The sequence below is a fragment of the Acidocella sp. genome (genome assembly GCF_035535915.1).
Classification (GTDB): domain Bacteria; phylum Pseudomonadota; class Alphaproteobacteria; order Acetobacterales; family Acetobacteraceae; genus Acidocella.
Window position 1 is genome coordinate 30348 of the sequence record NZ_DATLPB010000080.1, and the last position, 17714, is coordinate 48061.

19 protein-coding genes are annotated in these 17714 nt (G+C 62.1%); 13 read left to right on the forward strand and 6 right to left on the reverse strand.

The window, feature by feature from the left end; translation table 11 throughout:
• Positions 1-150 precede the first annotated feature (150 nt).
• The 4 genes from VNC39_RS09580 (at position 151) to VNC39_RS09595 (ending at position 3848) form a co-directional block, all read left to right on the forward strand.
• The gene (locus tag VNC39_RS09580) at positions 151-1425 is read left to right on the forward strand and encodes an MFS transporter (RefSeq protein WP_325398565.1); all 1275 of its coding nucleotides are present in this window, start codon (positions 151-153) and stop codon (positions 1423-1425) included.
• A gap of 618 nt (positions 1426-2043) precedes the next feature.
• Positions 2044-2499 carry a cupin domain-containing protein gene (locus VNC39_RS09585; protein WP_325398567.1) on the forward strand — a complete coding sequence of 152 codons (456 nt, stop codon included), beginning with the start codon at positions 2044-2046 and terminating at the stop codon, positions 2497-2499.
• An 83-nt stretch (positions 2500-2582) separates the two neighbouring features.
• Entirely contained in the window at positions 2583-3269 is a 687-nt protein-coding gene (locus tag VNC39_RS09590) for a type 1 glutamine amidotransferase domain-containing protein (protein ID WP_325398569.1), read from the forward strand.
• Between the two features lie 36 nt (positions 3270-3305).
• Positions 3306-3848, forward strand: coding sequence for a cytochrome P460 family protein (locus tag VNC39_RS09595; RefSeq protein WP_325398571.1), 543 nt, complete (start codon positions 3306-3308; stop codon positions 3846-3848).
• A gap of 352 nt (positions 3849-4200) precedes the next feature.
• On the opposite strand, the gene VNC39_RS09600 is transcribed toward VNC39_RS09595, so the two are convergent.
• Positions 4201-4383, reverse strand: coding sequence for a hypothetical protein (locus tag VNC39_RS09600; protein ID WP_325398573.1), 183 nt, complete (start codon positions 4381-4383; stop codon positions 4201-4203).
• Positions 4384-4408: 25 nt separating this feature from the next.
• On the opposite strand from VNC39_RS09600, the gene VNC39_RS09605 reads away from it, so the two are divergent.
• Positions 4409-4906 carry a hypothetical protein gene (locus VNC39_RS09605; RefSeq protein ID WP_325398575.1) on the forward strand — a complete coding sequence of 166 codons (498 nt, stop codon included), beginning with the start codon at positions 4409-4411 and terminating at the stop codon, positions 4904-4906.
• Between the two features lie 139 nt (positions 4907-5045).
• Here VNC39_RS09605 and VNC39_RS09610 read toward each other — a convergent pair whose 3' ends face one another.
• On the reverse strand, positions 5046-5963 hold the full coding sequence (locus tag VNC39_RS09610) for a LysR family transcriptional regulator (protein WP_325398577.1): 918 nt from the start codon (positions 5961-5963) through the stop codon (positions 5046-5048).
• A 93-nt stretch (positions 5964-6056) separates the two neighbouring features.
• Here VNC39_RS09610 and VNC39_RS09615 point away from each other — a divergent pair, with 93 nt between their 5' ends.
• Positions 6057-6926: an aldo/keto reductase family oxidoreductase gene (locus VNC39_RS09615; RefSeq protein ID WP_325398579.1), complete on the forward strand. Its 870-nt coding sequence runs from the start codon at positions 6057-6059 to the stop codon at positions 6924-6926.
• 76 nt (positions 6927-7002) lie between these two features.
• On the opposite strand, the gene VNC39_RS09620 is transcribed toward VNC39_RS09615, so the two are convergent.
• Positions 7003-7374, reverse strand: coding sequence for a DUF4260 domain-containing protein (locus VNC39_RS09620; protein WP_325398581.1), 372 nt, complete (start codon positions 7372-7374; stop codon positions 7003-7005).
• A 235-nt stretch (positions 7375-7609) separates the two neighbouring features.
• Here VNC39_RS09620 and VNC39_RS09625 point away from each other — a divergent pair, with 235 nt between their 5' ends.
• Positions 7610-7750, forward strand: a complete 141-nt coding sequence (locus tag VNC39_RS09625; RefSeq protein WP_325398583.1) for a hypothetical protein — start codon at positions 7610-7612, stop codon at positions 7748-7750.
• A 1-nt stretch (position 7751) separates the two neighbouring features.
• Positions 7752-8345 carry a DUF2867 domain-containing protein gene (locus tag VNC39_RS09630; protein WP_325398585.1) on the forward strand — a complete coding sequence of 198 codons (594 nt, stop codon included), beginning with the start codon at positions 7752-7754 and terminating at the stop codon, positions 8343-8345.
• 55 nt (positions 8346-8400) lie between these two features.
• On the opposite strand, the gene VNC39_RS09635 is transcribed toward VNC39_RS09630, so the two are convergent.
• Positions 8401-9060, reverse strand: coding sequence for a DUF1345 domain-containing protein (locus VNC39_RS09635; RefSeq protein WP_325398587.1), 660 nt, complete (start codon positions 9058-9060; stop codon positions 8401-8403).
• Between the two features lie 369 nt (positions 9061-9429).
• On the opposite strand from VNC39_RS09635, the gene VNC39_RS09640 reads away from it, so the two are divergent.
• The 5 genes from VNC39_RS09640 (at position 9430) to VNC39_RS09660 (ending at position 16432) form a co-directional block, all read left to right on the forward strand.
• Positions 9430-9897, forward strand: coding sequence for an MEKHLA domain-containing protein (locus VNC39_RS09640; protein WP_325398589.1), 468 nt, complete (start codon positions 9430-9432; stop codon positions 9895-9897).
• 326 nt (positions 9898-10223) lie between these two features.
• Complete coding sequence (locus tag VNC39_RS09645; RefSeq protein WP_325398591.1) at positions 10224-11951, forward strand: thiamine pyrophosphate-dependent enzyme; 1728 nt, start codon at positions 10224-10226, stop codon at positions 11949-11951.
• 44 nt (positions 11952-11995) lie between these two features.
• Positions 11996-12682 carry an acyl-homoserine-lactone synthase gene (locus VNC39_RS09650; protein WP_325398593.1) on the forward strand — a complete coding sequence of 229 codons (687 nt, stop codon included), beginning with the start codon at positions 11996-11998 and terminating at the stop codon, positions 12680-12682.
• A 330-nt stretch (positions 12683-13012) separates the two neighbouring features.
• Positions 13013-14083, forward strand: a complete 1071-nt coding sequence (locus VNC39_RS09655) for an acetamidase/formamidase family protein (protein WP_325398595.1) — start codon at positions 13013-13015, stop codon at positions 14081-14083.
• 66 nt (positions 14084-14149) lie between these two features.
• A complete protein-coding gene (locus tag VNC39_RS09660) occupies positions 14150-16432 on the forward strand; it encodes an acetamidase/formamidase family protein (protein WP_325398597.1) in 2283 nt (760 codons plus the stop codon).
• 10 nt (positions 16433-16442) lie between these two features.
• Here the strand turns inward: VNC39_RS09660 and VNC39_RS09665 are convergent, their stop codons facing one another.
• Together VNC39_RS09665 and VNC39_RS17515 are read right to left on the reverse strand one after the other, a co-directional pair.
• Positions 16443-16850, reverse strand: a complete 408-nt coding sequence (locus VNC39_RS09665) for a RidA family protein (protein ID WP_325398599.1) — start codon at positions 16848-16850, stop codon at positions 16443-16445.
• A complete protein-coding gene (locus tag VNC39_RS17515; protein WP_413788787.1) occupies positions 16847-17644 on the reverse strand; it encodes an amino acid ABC transporter ATP-binding protein in 798 nt (265 codons plus the stop codon). Before VNC39_RS17515 ends, VNC39_RS09665 begins: the two co-directional genes overlap by 4 nt.
• Positions 17645-17714: the final 70 nt, after the last annotated feature.

Genomic DNA, 17714 nt, shown 5'->3' on the forward strand with positions numbered 1-17714 from the left:
AGGTCCAGGCCAGGCCATCCTTGGCTCGCGTCATCGCGACATAAACCGCCATCCAGGCCCGGCCCCCCCGTCCGCCAAATTCTTATGGGGGATGCCAAGCCGCTCGTTTCCACCTATGTAAATGCCTTCGCGTCGTTTTGGGAGCAAAGAATGCCGGATCGTGACGTCAGCCCCGCCACGCGCCGGCAGCGCAACCGGGCGGTCGCGCTCCTGGTCATCGCCGGCTGTGTGAATTACCTCGATCGCTCAGCGCTCGCGGTTGGCACACCGGAAATCCGTGCGGATCTGCATCTCTCTTTCGAGCAGATGGGCCTGCTACTTTCCGCATTCGCCTGGGCTTACGGGCTGGCACAAATCCCGGCGGGTGCTGCGATCGACCGTTACGGGCCACGCCGCGCGCTTGGGGTCGGGCTGGTGCTGTGGTCCGCGGCACAGATCTCCGCAGGCTTCGTCGGCTCGCTCACACAGTTCATGACTGCGCGCGTTGCGCTGGGGCTCGGCGAATCGCCGATGTATCTCGGCGGTACGCGCGTCTGCGCCGACTGGTTCGCGTTGAGAGCCCGTGCGCTGCCGATCGCGATTTTCAATTCCTCCTCCGCGCTCGCCCCGGCTCTTGCTCCGCCCGTGCTCACCGTGCTGATGCTCGCCTTCGGCTGGCGCGCGATGTTCGTGCTCGCCGGATTGGCGGGGCTCGGCGTTGCCCTCGCCTGGGTCAGGCTGTACCGCCCGCCGCATGAAGCCGGTATCCCGAGACAAGACATCGAGACAATCCACAGCGAGGACACGCTGCATGTCGTGCATCTGGGTCTCGCCCAGGTAGCGTGGCTGCTGCAATTCCGCACCGCCTGGGGCATGTTTTTCGGCTTTTTCGGCGTCGTCTATTTGTCCTGGATGTATGCGACCTGGCTGCCGGGCTATCTTGAGACGCAGCTCCATCTCTCGGTCGCCAGCACGGGGTTCTGGTCCGCCGTGCCGCTGGCGGCGGGCTTTGTGGGGGCCATGGCTGGGGGCTTTATCACCGATTTTCTTGGCCGAAGCGGCATGGAGGCCGTGCTCGCCTGCCGCCTTCCGGTCATTCTCGGCTTGCTGGTGGCGGCAGGCTGCACCGCAGCGGGCGCGCTTGCCGGGAGCGCCGGTGCCGCCATTGCCTGGCTGGCGGTGGGGCTGTTCGCGGCGAACGCGGCATCGAGCTGTGGCTGGGCGTTGGCGGCTGTGGTGGCGCCCAGCAACGCGGTCGCCAGCCTGGAGGCCGTGCAGAATATCGGCGGCTCGCTCGGCGGCACGCTGGCGCCGTTTCTCACCGGCGTGGTGGTGCGGCTCACCGGCTCGTTTACGCCTGCTTTCCTGCTGGCCGGCGCCATCGCGCTCACCTGCGCCGCGGTCTACGCGCTGATGGCGCGCCGCCGGATCATCGCGCCGGCCTGAACTGGCGGCGCGGCGCGGTCGGTCGGGCACGGATGACACGGCCGCGCGAGCATCTTCACCGTCACGGTCGTCGTGACCTACACAAAATCGAGGAAAATAAAATGGCCCAGCAAATTGGCGTGATGCTGGAAATCTCATTTAACGGAGACAGATTGCTCGACGAAGAATGTTGAGAACAAATACGAAATGTCTCCGACAGGCAGAGAACGCAGATAAAATCTTCCGGGATGAAGAGCACGGTCCACCGCATGCCCGTCTCAAACTCGGATTGTATGTGTCGTCCATAAGGTCTAATGCATGAACGCTCGGTTTTTATGATGGGTGCGTAAGGGTGAGTCTACGACCGTAATCCGTCGGACGTGTCGACCTAGGTGGGCAATCAAACGTTTCTATTTTCGATCGTCTTGACGATCTCTGGAGGAAAGACGTTCGTAAAGCCGCGTCGGCCTCCGATTTTCCGCAGGTCATGCGGGCAAGTTTCGATGCTTGTGCCGGCGGGCATGGGTCGCCACTGACGCCGCCGCCTTGTTCGGCGCCGCGCCTCGCACCCCATGGCCAGAGACGTCGCCGAGCTCCGGGGCGTTCTCATAAGCGTCAGATCCCAGCAGGAGGATCAGCATGAATCGATCACTTAAGACCCATCAGCCCGGCGACCAATCAGGCGCACACCAGCCGGACCAGGACCGATTCCACGCCATCCTGTCGGAGGACGTGCGATGGGCGCCATTCCCCGCCTTTCCGCCGGAAGCGCGGCTCGCGGTGCTTGTGGGGGACCCGACAAAGCCCGGCCCCTATGTCACAAGGGTCAAGCTGCCGCGCGGCACTAAAATGATGCCGCACAAACATCCCGAGGATCGTATCTACACCGTGCTCTCGGGTATCTTCTATATCGGGCTTGGCGAGCAGTTCGACGAGGCCAAGCTGATGCCTTTTGCGCCGGGCAGCGTCATCGTGTTGCCCGGAGGGCAGGCGCATTTCCATTGGGCCAAGTCTGGCGAATATATCACGCAAATCACCGCCATCGGCCCGCTGGGACTCGACTACGCTGATCCTGCGGACGATCCGCGCCACTAGGCCGCCTGCGAAAGCTTTCGGAATCCAGGGCATTGTTTCCGCCGGCGCGCGAAACGTCACAACGATAAGCAAGGAGACCGCACATGAAACTATTGATGGTGCTGACATCCCATGATCAATTGGGCAGCACGGGCCGCAAAACCGGTTTCTGGCTGGAGGAATTCGCCGCCCCTTATTTTGTGTTCAGAGACGCCGGTGTGGATCTGACACTTGCCTCTCCGAAAGGCGGCCAACCGCCGGTCGATCCCAAGAGCGACATGCCGGAAAATCAAACCGACTCGATGGCGCGGTTCAAACAGGACGCGGTGGCGCAAAAGGCTCAGGCCCACACCGCCAAGCTGGCCGATATGAAGGCGGCGGATTTCGACACGGTGTTCTATGTCGGCGGACACGGCCCGATGTGGGATCTCGCCGAGAATGCCAATTCCATCGCTTTGATCGAGTCTTTCTACAATTCCGGAAAACCGGTGGCCCTGGTCTGCCACTCGCCTGGCGTACTCCGTCACGTCACTCATCATGGCGCGCCGCTCGTGAAAGGCAAACGGGTTACCGGATTTACCAATGGCGAAGAGGAAGACGTGCATCTTACGAAAGTTGTGCCCTTCCTCGTCGAGGATGAGTTGCTGCGGCTGGGTGCCATTTTTGAGAAAGTAGCGAATTGGCACCCATTTTCCGTTGTGGATGGCCGCCTCGTCACCGGGCAAAATCCGGCATCTTCGACCTCTGCCGCGTATGCGCTGCTCAGCGTCCTCGCGCAGAGAGTGGATTGACAATCACAAAGGAGGTACTGGCCAATGCAGAGCAGAATGATCCCGGCGATGGCGGCCATGATCGGCGTGTTCGCCATCGCAGGGGCCTGGGCCGTGTCCACGCAGGACAGATACAGTTTGAAAGTGCCGAATGGGCTCGCATTCTCGGAGTTCAGAGGATACGAGACCTGGCAGGTTGTTTCCATCAGTCAGGATGGAAACCTCATGTCTGTGATCCTCGCCAACCCTGTGATGATTAACGCTTATCTGGCGGGCATTCCCGCGAACGGCAAGCCTGTCCCCGACGGCGCCAAGTTGGCGAAGATTCATTGGAACCCGCAAAAGATGACGAGTTTCCCGGCGGCGACGGTGCCGGGCACCGAGCATGACGTCGACTTCATGGTCAAGGACAGCAAGAGATTCACGGACAGCGGCGGATGGGGCTGGGCCGTGTTCGAATATAACGCGGGATCCGATACGTTCAGGCCCGGCACCTTGGCCGACATGCCGCCGCAGGGGAACGACGCCAAATGCGGGTTCGCCTGCCACACGATCGTGAAGACCAGAGATTACGTTTTCACCGATTACGCGCACAAGTGAAGGCGGTGGTGGTATCGGCCCAGGTGTCGCCTAGAGACCACCACCAACATGCCGCCGGCCGCCCGCTGATCAGGCGCCCGGCGGAGCTGATTTAGGTCGGTCTTGGCTCCGCGGGCCACCTCTCGGAACATCTTTGTCGGTCGATACCCTGGCATAGCCGTAATCATGCCATGATGACGCACCGGACTTCTGCACCAAAAACCCCTGCTTTTCTCCTAGGGTCAGGATTGGTGCAAAATTCTTAAGTTTCGGAACATCCGCCAAATGGTGGCTTATGGAACGTATTTCCCGCCATTCAAGATCGGAAGATTTAGTCGTTTGAGGGGCACCCAGCGACCAGGAAACGGTCTGTCTAGCCCTTCTGACCGTAGCTGCGGCCCCACTTGCGGCGACGGACGCCGACGCCGTTGGCACTGACAGACATGCGGCTCGCCACCGCTTCATCGGTAAGGCCCAGTTTGAGCAACGCCAACATCACGCGCTCGCCCTGGTCGGACAGCGGCCCGTTCGCCACGCGGTGCTGGCGATAAGCCAATTTTTGTGAATTAAAGGAAAATGTTATGTCGCTCCGGAAAATGCTTTTGGTTCAGACGCCAGATCGGGTTAAAGCCAATGTTTTGTCGTATCCAAAAGCTCTACAAGAAAGTCCTGATCTGCAAGAAAGACTCGCATATGCCCGGGCATGGTATGCGGTCCGCGATTCTGATGGGTGGGTTTTTGCCCCGTCGAAATGGGCAGGCTATTCCAACATGACCGCGGTTGCTTATCTTGGAAACGCACAGGCATCTATGGATGGTCGTAAAACCGAGAAACACCTCAAACAGTGGTTCAACCCGCTGGACGAGCAATCGCCCGAGTATGCCGAATTACACAAAGAACTGGCAGAATTTGCAGCGGAATACGGTAAGCAACCGAGCGCAATGGCGCGCATCTCTGTGATCTCAGACGGTTCTTCATCAGCAAACCAAAGTGACGATCTCGTTGAGCTGATTGTTCGCGTTGTGAAAGGGCTTGAGATTCATCAACAAGCAAAGGTCAGATCGGCTCTCCGTATTTAGGAGGCTTTTCACACTGATAATTGGGTGAATTCCAAATATCTTGACTTATGCATCACGTCATCTGCAACGGGTGGCGAGCAGACCTCCTGCCACCGAGGCTGAAGTGATGGGTCTGCGGCGAGAGCGGTCATGTGCGGAGCTACTGGTCGAAGCTCGGGAATCTATCGGTCTTGATGAAATCCACGAAGGCGCGCAGCGGCGGAGGCATCAGCCGCCGGCTCGGGAAGTAGAGGAATGGTCCCGAGAAGCTCTGCCACCACGGTTCCAACACAGGAACGAGGGCGCCCTCGTCGAACATGGCGCGCAACCCGTCCTCGAAGTAGGCGACGACGCCAAGCCCGGCCACGGCCGAATTGATTAAGAGGTCCACGCTCCCCCCCGGCCGCACGACCAGCGTCCCGGGCGGATCGATGCGGACAACCTCGCCGTCGCGCTCGAACTCCCAGATCGGCATGGCTCCGCCGGCGAACTGCACGCGAAGGCACCGGTGTTGCAGGAGGTCCCGCGGATGCTCCGGCCAGCCGTGCTCGGCCAGATAGCTCGGCGCCGCCGCCGTCGCGTAACGCTGGACCCTCCGGCCGATCGGCACGGCGATCATGTCCTGCTCCAGCCGTTCGTCGTAGCGGATCCCTGCGTCGCAGCCCGCGGCGAGCACGTCCACGAAGCTGTCTTCGGCGACGACCTCCAGGCGTATGTCTGGATAGGCCTTCAGGAAAGGCGTGATGATCGACGGCAGGACGTCCCGGGCGATGTTGGCGGGGACGTTGAGCCTGAGCGTTCCGGCCGGCCGGCCGCGGAAGGCGTTGACGACGTCGAGCGCCGCCTCGACCTCGGCCAGCGCCGGCGTCAGCCGTTCGAGCACGCGGGCGCCGGCTTCCGTCGGCGCGACGCTGCGCGTCGTGCGGTTGAGCAGCCGCACGCCGAGCTTCGCCTCGAGCCGTCGGACAGCCTCGCTCAGGCTCGACGCGGACACGCCGCTCGCGCGAGCGGCGTCGCGGAAGCCCCCCGCGTGGGCCACCGCCAGAAAGGCCGAGAGATCGCTCAGGTTCGCCGCCATTGTTCTTTATTTCGCACAAGCCGTACAGATTGTACCGATTTATCGCGTGCGGCGACAGGTCCATACAGCGAGGGCTTCCAAAGGAGATCCGTCATGACCCACATCGCATCCGCTGGTTCGTTCCGCCTCGGCGACCGCACCGTTCATCGCATTGGCTACGGCGCCATGCAGCTCGCCGGTCCCCACGTCTTCGGCCCGCCCAAGGATCGCGCGGCCTCAATCGCCGTCCTGCGCGAGGCCGTCGAGAGCGGGGTCAACCACATCGATACGAGCGACTTCTACGGCCCCCACGTCACGAACCAGATCATCGCCGAGGCGCTCCGCCCCTATCCGGACGACCTGACGATCGTCACCAAGGTCGGCGCCCGGCGCGGCGACGACGCCTCCTGGATGCCCGCGTTCGCGCCGGCAGACCTGGAGCGCGCGGTCCACGACAATCTCGGGAACCTCGGCGTCGAGGCGCTGGACGTCGTCAACCTGCGCTGGATGGGCGACGTGCACCGGCCGACGGAAGGATCGATCGCGCGCGAGTTCACCGTCCTGGCGAACCTGCAGCGGCAGGGCCTGATCCGCCACCTCGGCCTGAGCAACGTCACCTCGGCCCAGGTGAAGGAGGCGCGCGGCATCGCCGAGGTCGTCTGCGTGCAGAACCACTACAACCTCGTCCACCACGAGGACGACGCCCTGGTCGACGAGCTGGCGGCGGAAGGAATCGCTTACGTGCCCTTCTTCCCGCTGGGCGGCTTCGCACCGCTGCAGTCCTCAGCGCTGTCAGCTGTGGCGGCACAGCTTAACGCCACGCCGATGCAGACGGCCCTGGCTTGGCTGCTGCGCCGTGCGCCGAACATCGTGCTGATCCCGGGCACGTCGTCGGTGGCCCACCTGCGCGAGAACCTCGCCGCCGCGGAGCTGGTGTTGACGGACGAGGCGATCAATCGACTGGACGCTATCGGAAGCGAATGACGCACCTAGAGGTGTAGGTCGCTTTAGCCCCAACGAGACACTCGAGTGATGGTGTCCGGTTGCGTGACGGCCGGCTTTAGGGATGCTTTCCGATCCGACCAAGGTGCGTAAAGGAAAAGCCTTCTGGCAATTTCAGACCATAGCCAAGCATGCGGTCGAAACCTGAATGTGCCAGCCATAGTGCACCGAGCAATACAAAAAGTGGCAGCGGCATCACCAAGCCAATTGCGAGCGCAACGGCACCAAAAGCATAGACATGGACCATGTTATAGAAAGACGCTCCCGTTCTTTGACCTAGGAGATAACCAAATAAGCTGAGATCTGGCGCAAAAAAAACCAGAAGTGCGCCCCACCACGACATAGTGTTATTCCAGTGCCAGAAAAGTAAGAGGCCGACCGCAAAGATAATTAACCCCTCAACGCGCTGCCACAGGACTGCTCGGACCATAGTTCGCTCCCGATTGGATGTGCTTGCTATACTGGAAGGCGTTGGATTGTATAATTCCTGAATTTGGCACAAACGCGAGCGCACTCGCTTCTGTTGCCGGCCGGACCGCCAATACGACACCGCTTGGGATCGCGTCCGCGAGTTCGAGACCACCGCGATCATCGCCGGGGAAAACCGGGCGGCCATCGTCCTGCGCATCCGTGCCGGAGACGCTGAGGTCACGGGGGTCGACGACATGATCGTCGGCGCGGACGGCCGCATCATCAGCATGACGGTGCAGTGGCGTCCGCTCGCCGGCATTGTCGCGATCCAGCAAAAGCTGGCGCCGCTGGTCGGCGTGCCCGCGCTGGAACTGGTCGAGAAGGGAAGCGCCTGATATGATCGTTGCCCGCAGCATTCGTGAGGAAATTTCCTTGCCGCCTTCATCGCGCACGTCTTCCGCGTCCGGCTCGCGTCGAACGCCGGGCTCAAAGGCACATCTCGTGATGCCGCCCGCCGAGAGTGCCGTTGTGGACTGGTTTGTCGATGCCGATTTGGTCGACGCCTATGCCGTCACGCTTCCCGATGGGGCTCCCCGCAACATTATCGACCTAGCGCGCGAGGCACTGGAACGCCCGCCGGCCTGGTTTCGGGCGCTACTCCGCTTCCGCGACGCGCTCGTGTCGGTGGCCGGTGTGAAGTCCTCCCGTCGGATACGGAAGGAAGCCGAGTCCGGAGGTGTCGCGACCGTGGCGTTCTTTCCGGTCCTGGCGCGTTCGGAGCGGGAGCTTGTGCTGGGGGAGGACGACCGGCACCTCGACTTCCGGGCCTCCGTCCTGGTACGGGCCGCACCGGACGGGGTACGGCGCGACCTCATCCTGACCACGGCCGTGCGCTGCCACAATATGCCGGGTCGTCTGTACCTCATGACGATCACTCCGTTCCACCGTCTTATCGTTCGCAGCAACCTTGACCGTCTCTTGGCGCGCTGACCCTTCAGGGCCAACTTTCTCGGATTTCATTCCAATAGCCTCAGAAACTGACTCCTCAGAGCAACGAGGCGGCGATGTTGACCGAGAGCGCTAGTATCACGGTGCTGAACAGAAAGCCGATCAGCCCTTGCAGCGTGGCGAGGCGGCGCATCTTTTTTGCGGTGATGTTACAGTCGGAGACCTGGAAGGTCATGCCGAGCACGAACGAGAAATAGATGAAGTCCAGGTAGTCCGGCTTGTCGTCATGCGGAAACTCGATGCCGCGGTCGATCTCCTCGCGGCCAAGATCGAACGAGTAATATTCGTGCGCATAACGATAGGCGAAGGAGACGTGGATGGTCAGCCAGGAGAGCGCAAGCGTAGCGACGACGATGGCGATGTAGAACCCTTCAAGGGGCTTATGGCCGGAATGGTGGGAGAACAAGATGATCGCAGCGAAGCTCATGATCGCGCCGGTCACGGTGAGGGAGAACACCGTCCATTCGCCCTCCTGATTGCGCTTGGCATCGAACGCGATGTCGCGGTGCTTAACGCGGAACATCGAGATGATGGAGAGTAACAGAAAGATTGCGCTGCCGATGTCCCAAGCGAGCACGGCGCGCGTAGCCGTCGAGGACACGGAGACGAGCAGGAAATAGCTGATAAGGCCGAGCGCATAGCCGGTCGAGAAATACGGGCGAGCGAGGAGAATGCGGAGCGGTCGCCATGTCGTCATGGCAAAACATTAGGTGCCCCGGACGCGTCCCTGCAATGGGGTGGCTTAGGGTTTCGTCGAATTTGGCATGGGCGTCCACCCCCTTCAAACGCTCCTGCTGTCCTCCGCCGCGCGCTCAAGCTGACCGTCCGCTCTCGGCCCTCCTACCGGTACAAAATTCTTAAATTTTGCGCCAATCCTGACCCTAAGCGCGCCTGGGCGCGGGGTGAGGATGGGGCAGTGCCGACGCTGACCGCCCATCAAAACCGGGAATTCTACAGCGGCGTTGCACCAGAGCTGACAGGAGGCCTGGATTTTCGGCGATGGTCTCGGTAGGGAGCTTGATAGGTGACGCTTCCTGTCGTCATCGCGATCGTTAGGAGTCGATTGATGAATAATGTGCCCCCCGCGGTGCCGCTGGCAGAACTCCCCCTCCTGATCCTGGCCAGCTACCAGCGGCTGACCGGTCGAGCCCTGCTACCGCAGAGCGTTGCTCAAGAGGAGCGCGTGCGGTGGATGTATGAAGACGCGCCATTTTGCGTCCTCGCTCACAACACGCAAGCCGATCCGCTGTTCATCTACGCAAATCAAGCAGCGCAGCGTTGTTTCGAATATAGCTGGGACGAGTTCCTCCGCGTCCCGTCGCGCCTCTCAGCGGAGACGGCGGACAGGTTTGAACGACAACAGCTACTGGATGCCGTGACCCGTGATGGCTTCGCCGTCGGCTATAGAGGCTTGCGTGTCGCGAAGTCCGGTCGACGCTTCTGGATTGAGGACGGAATTGTATGGCAGCTTCGCGACACGAGCGGCCGGGTGCATGGGCAGGCTGCGACCTTTCCGAGATGGCGCGACGAATAGCTCCTTTAGGGTGCTGGGTTCGCGCGCGGCGGTGCGATTTGCAGATCAAGGTTCCTGGTCCGGGATGCATAACGCCGGGTGAAGGCGCCGGTAGGTTACAATATCGAGACCATGCGTTATCAGCGTTGACAACCTCTGATTGAGTTATATTCTACCTTGAGAAGCAGCGCCAAGGTACTTGTAACGATCTGCGTGTCTGTATGGGCGCAGGCTTCGGTGAGAAAACTACCCAAAGTCCGGAGGCGTTTCTCGAGTCAAGCCTTATGACAACTATACGTTAGCAAAAAAGACATAATCGGAGAGTGTATCGGAGAAGGAGCGGTTCGATGCATGTTGATAGATTGTATCATGCGGATGGTTATCTTCATCTCATAGAGACGTTGCGCAACTGGGAGATTTCTTTGTTCGCCGGCGTGACCGGTGGCGGCATCATCCACTTTACCAAACATCTATCGCCGTACCATGATAATTCGTTCGAAGAAGCCGAACATCTCAATCGGTTTTTCAATGTCGGTGAATATGTCGCCGGCTTCGCGCCGTTAGGCTATTACCTCGCTTCAGGAAAATTTGCGGCTGCCGCCGCCACCACCGGTGCCGCAACAAAGCTACTCGGATGTGGTCTCACAGACGCGAAGCTTCACAATATCCCGGCGGTTTACATTGTCCCGATCTCGGCGAAACCGGCGGTAGGATTTGCGCCGCTTCAAGATAGCTCGATTTTCGGCTTGAATATCCTTCAGCAGTTGGAAGCGGAATGCGCTGAGAGCATTTTCGTCCTCACCGGAGATATGCATGACGCGGAGAAGCTGCAGAAAGCGTATGCAGTGCTCATGCGTCATCAGCCGGTCGTTCTGGTTCTTGATCCTGAAGGTTTAAGCAGAACATTTCATCATAATCCAGTTATGACGGTTCCTCTCGAAGTGCAGCGTATGGAGCCTGTATACAGGCCGTGGCCGCTGCATAAACTGCGAGACAGGAAAGTCGTCATACTCGTTGGCTCTGGCATGCCGGCGACCGTCGAAGGCCGCCGTCTGACGACGGAACTGGCTCAGGCACTTCGGGCACCGGTGTTATACAGCATAAACGGGGCCAATTCGGTAGAGCGAGATAATCCCTTCTTATACGGATATATCGGTTTTGGGGGCAACGACGCGGCGCAATCCGTTTGGAAAAGCATCGATGAGAATACGCTACTGATAGCACTTGGTGCTGATTTCGACGAATATACGACTGGCGTAAAGCCGGTTCTCTGCGACGAGGCATGGATCCTGGGAGACGATTGTTCGCGCTACGGGATGGTCGACGGCTCGTGGCGGCACTGGATCCATGGAACATGTTTGGAAATTTTCGGTCCGCTTGAGTCGTTGGTCGCGAACCTGGTCGATGCCATCAGGTCAGATCCGCCGGCGGTTATATCGATGTTGCCGGCGCCTAACTCTCTCAATGGGCGCCCATTGGCCTCCGCTCGTGCAGGCTTCGTGGATCTCGGACGTTTCTACGACACCATCGACCGCCTTTGGCGAAGCAACAGCATCGGCTTCGATGACGTCTGCATGGCCTATAAGGATCGCCAATATGTCACGCAACGTCCCAACATGCATTGTCCGTTTTTTAGTTTGTATCGAGGGTCCGCCATGGGGAGCGCCCTGGGTCTTGGAATTGGCGCGCGCCTAGGAGCGCCGGAAAAAACGGTTTTTGTCTTTACCGGCGACGGTTGCTTCCGCCTTGTCGCAGGCACACTGGCCGAAGCTCGCTCTCTCGGAATCAATTTATTTGTCTTGAACAATGGCATTTACGGCATCGTCCGTAACGGACTCTCAAAAATACTGCCGAATGAGCCGGTTGAACGGTATCACGACAATCTCGACATGCTCAATTATGCCGCGATAGCCGCCGGTTACGGGTGGGACTATCTAAGCGTTGACGCAGATTTGCGTAACCTTCCGGGCATTATAGAGCGTTGCTACCAAACCGGTAAGCCATCCCTGCTCATTGAACTGAGAGTTGACCCCGAACAGGATCTCGGCCCGAACCCGCGTGTGGAGAATCTGTGATGGCGGTTTTTACGAGCAGGCTTCTGTCAGACTGAGGAATGAGCTTGCCGCACAATGTCGCTTCGTTCGTCAAGAAGGTCGAGGAGCATTTTAATGAACACTCCGGCGGAACCAAGATGATCATAAATTTGACCCATGACGACCGGGCCGAGCAAACTGCTTTATTTGACCAGATGTTTCAATCCCGCGCGGCGGTCTTTTATGAACGCCTCGGTTGGGATGTGACGGTCAAAAACGGCCGCGAGATCGACAGGTACGACGAGGAGGCTGCCCCGCTCTATCTCCTGGCGGTCGATGACGATCAGCGCGTGCTGGGTTCTTTGCGGCTACTCGCAACCACCGGGCCGACAATGCTGCGAAACGAGTTCGCGCATTTTTTTGATGATGCGGTGGATGTGGCGGCGCCGACGATTTGGGAGTGCACACGGTTTTGCGTGCCGCCCGTGTTGGATAGGGGCGTCCAGGATGTGGGAACGATATCTGCTGCGTTGCTGATTGGCACGTGCGAGCTTTGTCTGGCTTCGGGGATCGATTATGTCGTCGGTGTTTATGAGGCACCGATGGCCCGCATCTATGCGCGGATCGGCTGGAGCCCGAAACTTCTGGCGCGGGCGCGCCCGGAGATCGGCAAGATAAACGTGGGAATTTGGGAAGCTTCCCCGGCGGTACTTTCCGTCATGCGCCAGCGCCGATCAGCCCGGATCAATGGGCGGCAAGTCCTGGTGACATAGATGTTCGGCTGACTGGTTATTCTCGCCTCCCTTTGTGGATCATTGGCCGTGCCAACGACGGTGGCGTTTGTCGCGGCCTTGGGGCACATTTCGTACCCTCCGCCGTCCGTCATGTGAAAACGGCACGCGCCAAGTTTATTGCCGCGTAGCGGGCAAGTTTCTGCCTGCTCTATGTGCATATGCGCTAACAAGTTGATTACCGCTATGGCATTTCCGGAACGGCCTGTGCGATTTGGCAAATAGTGGCGTGGGGCATCCTAAGCGCCATGCGCCCCGCGTCGTTAGGATACGGCTTGAACCACGCCCAGCGCGCAGCAGCGGAACATCGACATGACCTTGATCCGAGACGAGTATCTATCAGAGCGGGATAAGTTGCGGCCGGTGCTGCATGAGCTGCCGGCCACGCCGAAGACAATCCATTGGGGCTATTTCGATGCCGCGCTCGCCCCTGCGCTGAAGGTCGCAAGCGGTGACATCATCCGTGCCGAGGCCGTCACCCAGCATGCGGGCGACGCGCCGGAACTCATGATGGACGAAGGGATCACGGCGATCTTCAAGGGCGTGCCGGAAGCCGACCGAAATCCGGGCGTGCACATCATGACCGGGCCGATCTATGTCGAGGGCGCCAAGCCCGGCGACGTGCTTGAGGTGCGCTATCTCGAGATGCGGCCGAGGCTTCATTATGGGTCGAATGTGGCGGCGCATTGGGGGCATCTGTACAAGGAGATGGGTGATAAGGAGCGGGTGACGATCTACCGCATCGATCCGGCATCCGCGACCGCCCATGCCGTGTTCGCCTATGACTTCCCGGGCAAATATCTGGTTCCCGGCCAGATCACCGAGGCGCGGGATTGCTGCCGGCAGCCGGCGCTGCGTGGGATTCGCGTCCCGGTCCGTCCGCATCTGGGCACCGCCGGCGTCGCACCGGACGCCAAGGGCCGCGTCAGCACCGTGCCGCCGGGCAGCCATGGCGGGAACATCGACAATTGGCGCATCGGTGCCGGCGCCACGATGTTTTACCCGGTGCAGGTCGATGGCGCGCTGTTCTCGATCGGCGATCCGCATATATCGCAGGGGGACGGCGAGATCAGCGGCACCGCGATCGAGGCGTCGCTCGACGTCACATTCCAAATCTTCATCCGCCGCGATTTCAGCTTTCCCTCGCCACTGCTGCGCACGCCGGACTCCTTTATCACCCATGGGTTCGACGAGGATCTCGACCAGGCCATGCGCAACGCGAGCCTGGAGATGCTGCGCTTGTTGACGGAGCATCGCGGCCTTTCGCGCGATGATGCCTATTCGCTGATGAGCGTTGCGGCCGATTTCTCGGTCACGCAGGTGGTGGATGGTCGGCAGGGCGTGCATGCGCGAATTTGCCACGCAGTGTTCCCGCCGGAATAAGCGGCTTTTGTTGGCGGCGCCTTCCAGGCACGGCGCTTGCACGGCGCAGCCGTGAGGAGCCTGGCCATGAATGTCGAACGGTTCAGCACTGAACCTTATCCGCTGGACCGGCGCCGTGCCGCCTGGGATGCGGCGCTGCGCCGCGTCGGGCTCGGGGTCGAGCCGGAGGCGGAGCCGCCATCCGGCAGGCTCGTGCGCCGGACCACGCCACACGGCACGGACCTTGTCCTGATCGCAGGTGCGCCGCAGCGCCTCGTGCGAACGTTAGAGCCGGACGCCGACCGCCTCTGGCTTGGCGTCTGCCTCGAAGGCGCGCTCGGGCTTTCGGCCGGCGAGACCGCGCGCGAGCGGGAATTGCTCTACTGGCCCGCCGCCTCCGGCCCGCTCTGCGCGGCGCCCGGTTTGTTCCGGTTGGTGCTCGTCGGCGTCTCGCGGGCGGACACGCGCTGGGCCGGGCTGCCGGATGTGGAAGACGATTCGCGGAGCGTGGTCGTGCGCCCCGGGCCGCAGCCGGTGCTGTCAGGCCTGCTGGCGACGATGGCGGAGGCCATGGAAGCGGCCGATGACAGCGTGCTCAACACGCTTGAAAGTACGCTTGCTGAAATCATGTCGCCTTTGCTGGGGGGCGGCGTGGCGGCAAGGGCGGCGCTGCGCCGGCGCATCCTGCGGGCGGTCGAGCGCCGGCTCGACACCCCGCATCTCAACCTCGCGCGTTTCGCCGCGGCGGAAGGCGTCTCGGCGCGCGCCGTGCAGAAATTGCTGGAGGATGAGGGCCGAACTTTCAGCCAGCATCTGCGCAGCCGCCGCCTGGAGCGGGCGGCTGAGGCGCTGGTGGACCCGGCGCAGGCCGCCCTCGCGGTCGGCGAGGTTGGCTTCCGTTGGGGGTTTCCAGATCCGGCGCATTTCAGCCGTGCCTTTCGCCAGCATTACGGCATGACCCCGAGCACCTACCGGGCGCAGGCCCAAGGGGCGGCTCATGGCGTGCCGCAGGACGGGCGAAACCGCGGCTACGCGCCGCCCCGGCTCGACGGTGAGGCCGTGCCGGCCGCGCCGGCGCCGCGCCCTTCGCCCGCGCGCGCAGCCGGGCCGGTGCATCACCATTTGCGGGCAACGCCGGAGACCGTGCATTGGGGCTATTTCAGCCGCGCGCTGCCGCCGGCGTTGACCGTGCGGTCCGGCGACACCGTGACCGTGGAGACGCTGACACAGCACGCCTCGGATGACCCCGTGCGCATGATCGCGGGCGACCCCGATGCCGAGGCGGTCTTTCGCTGGACCGCGCAGGACAAGGCGATCGACCGGCGCGGCGCGGGTCCCCTGGACGCCACGATCCATGGGCGCGGCGCGGGCGAGGGGTTCGGCGTGCATATTCTGACCGGGCCGATCGCGATCGAGGAGGCAGCACCCGGCGATGTGCTCGAGGTCGAAATTCTCGACATCGCGCCCCGGCCGAGCCAGGGACCGGGCTTTGCCGGGCGCAGTTTCGGCAGCAACGCCGCGACCTGGTGGGGCCGGCACTATCATGACCTGATCACCGGCGTGAAACCGCGCGAGGTGGTGACGATCTACGAGATCTGCACCTGCGGCAACGCGCTGTGCGCGCACGCCGCCTACAGTTTCCGCTGGACGCCGCAGCGCGATCCGTTCGGCGTGCTGCACCCGACGATGGATTACCCGGGGGTGCCCGTCGACCACGCCACGATCGAAAAACAGGACGGCGTGATGCGCGATCTGCACATTCCCGTGCGCCCGCATTTCGGGACCATCGGCGTGGCGTCGGACCATCCGGGGCTGCTCGATTCCGTGCCCCCCTCGGCGTTCGGCGGCAATATCGACAATTGGCGGCTGGCCGCGGGAACAAGGCTTTTCTTGCCGGTCTCCGTCGCCGGCGCGTTGCTGTCGATCGGCGATCCGCATGCGGCGCAGGGCGATGGCGAGGTGAACGGCACGGCGATCGAATGTTCGCTCACCGGCACGTTCAGGCTGCGCGTTCATGCGCGGGAGCACGCGGATGCCCGGCTGCGCGATCTCACCTATCCGTTGATCGAGACGACGGAGAGCTGGATCGTGCAGGGTTTCAGCCAGCCGGATTATTTTGCCGGGATCGGCGGCGGCACCCAAAGCGAGGCCGACCGGCGCGCCTTGCTGGACAATGCGATGGCCGATGCCTTCCACAAGGCGCGCCGCCTGCTGATGACCGCGCACGGGCTGAGCGAGGATGAAGCCATCTCGCTGCTGTCGGTTGCGGTGGATTTCGGCGTCACCCAGGTGGTGGATGGCAACTGGGGGGTCCACGCGATCATTCCGAAATCGATTTTCGCGCGCCCTGAGGGAACCGGCGCGGCGTGACGCCGCGGCTTCAGGCCTTTTCGGGGATGCCGGCGATCAGATCGATTTCGACCAGGGCGCCGACGGCGAGACCCGTCACGCCGACACAGGTGCGGCTCGGTAACGGGCCGTGAAACCAGCTTTCATAGGCGGCGTTGAACGCGGCATAGTCGTCGAACGAGGTGAGGTACACCCGCACCATCAGCGCGTCGTCGAGGGTGAGAGAAAACTGCGCGAGCACGGCCTCGAGGTTGCGTCGCACCTGCTCGGCCTGGGCGACGACACCGCCGGCGACGAGCTTCGCCGTTACCGGATCGGTCGGCATCTGGCCGGTGACGAACAGCAGGTTGCCGAACCGCGTGGCGTGGGAGAACGGGGCCACGTGCGGCGGCACGCCTTGCGCCGGGGTGAAGGAGAAAGATTGCTTGAGGTTTGTCATGCGGGAATTTCCGTTGCGAGTTTCGCGCCCATCACCTTGAGGAAGCGCGCGGTGAGCGGGTGACGCGGGCGGGTGAACATATCCTGGGCGGGGCCTTCCTCGACCACCGCGCCGCCGGCCAGGAACACCACGCGGTCGGCGACATCGCGCGCGAAACGCAACTGATGCGTCGAGATGATCATGGTGAGGCCGTCCTCAAGCGCCAGGCGGCGGATCACGTCGAGCACTTCGCTAACAAGCTCGGGATCCAGCGCCGAGGTCGGCTCGTCGAGCATGAGAACGGTCGGGTTCGGCGCCAGCGCGCGGGCGATGGCGACGCGCTGCTGCTGGCCGCCCGAGAGATGCCTTGGCAGCGCATCCGCACGATGCGAGAGCCCGACGCGCGCGAGCAACTCCAGCGCCCGGCGATCGGCTTCCGGCGCGGCAACGCCATGCACCCAGCGCAGCGGCCCCGCGATATTCTCGCGCGCGGAGAGATGGCTGAACAGGTTGAATTGCTGGAAGACCATGCCGACGCCGACACCCGCCCGCTCTTGGGCGAGCGCGCGGGCGGCCAGCTTCCGGCCGTCCTCGCGATAGCCGATGCGCCGGCCGCCGATGCGGATCTCCCCGCCGTCCCAGTCTTCCAGGTGGTTGATGCAGCGCAGCAGCGTGCTTTTGCCCGAACCGCTGGGGCCGAGCAAAGCGACGACCTCGCCGGCGCGCACCGACAGATCGATGCCGCCGAGCACGGCGTTGGCGCCGTATTGCTTGTGCAGGCCGCGCACCTCGACGGCGACGGGGTTGCCGGCCAGCGCGTGCTCACGGGCGGCGCGTTGCGCGGCGCTGATGCCCAGGTCCGGGGCGCTCTCCTCGGCATCGAGA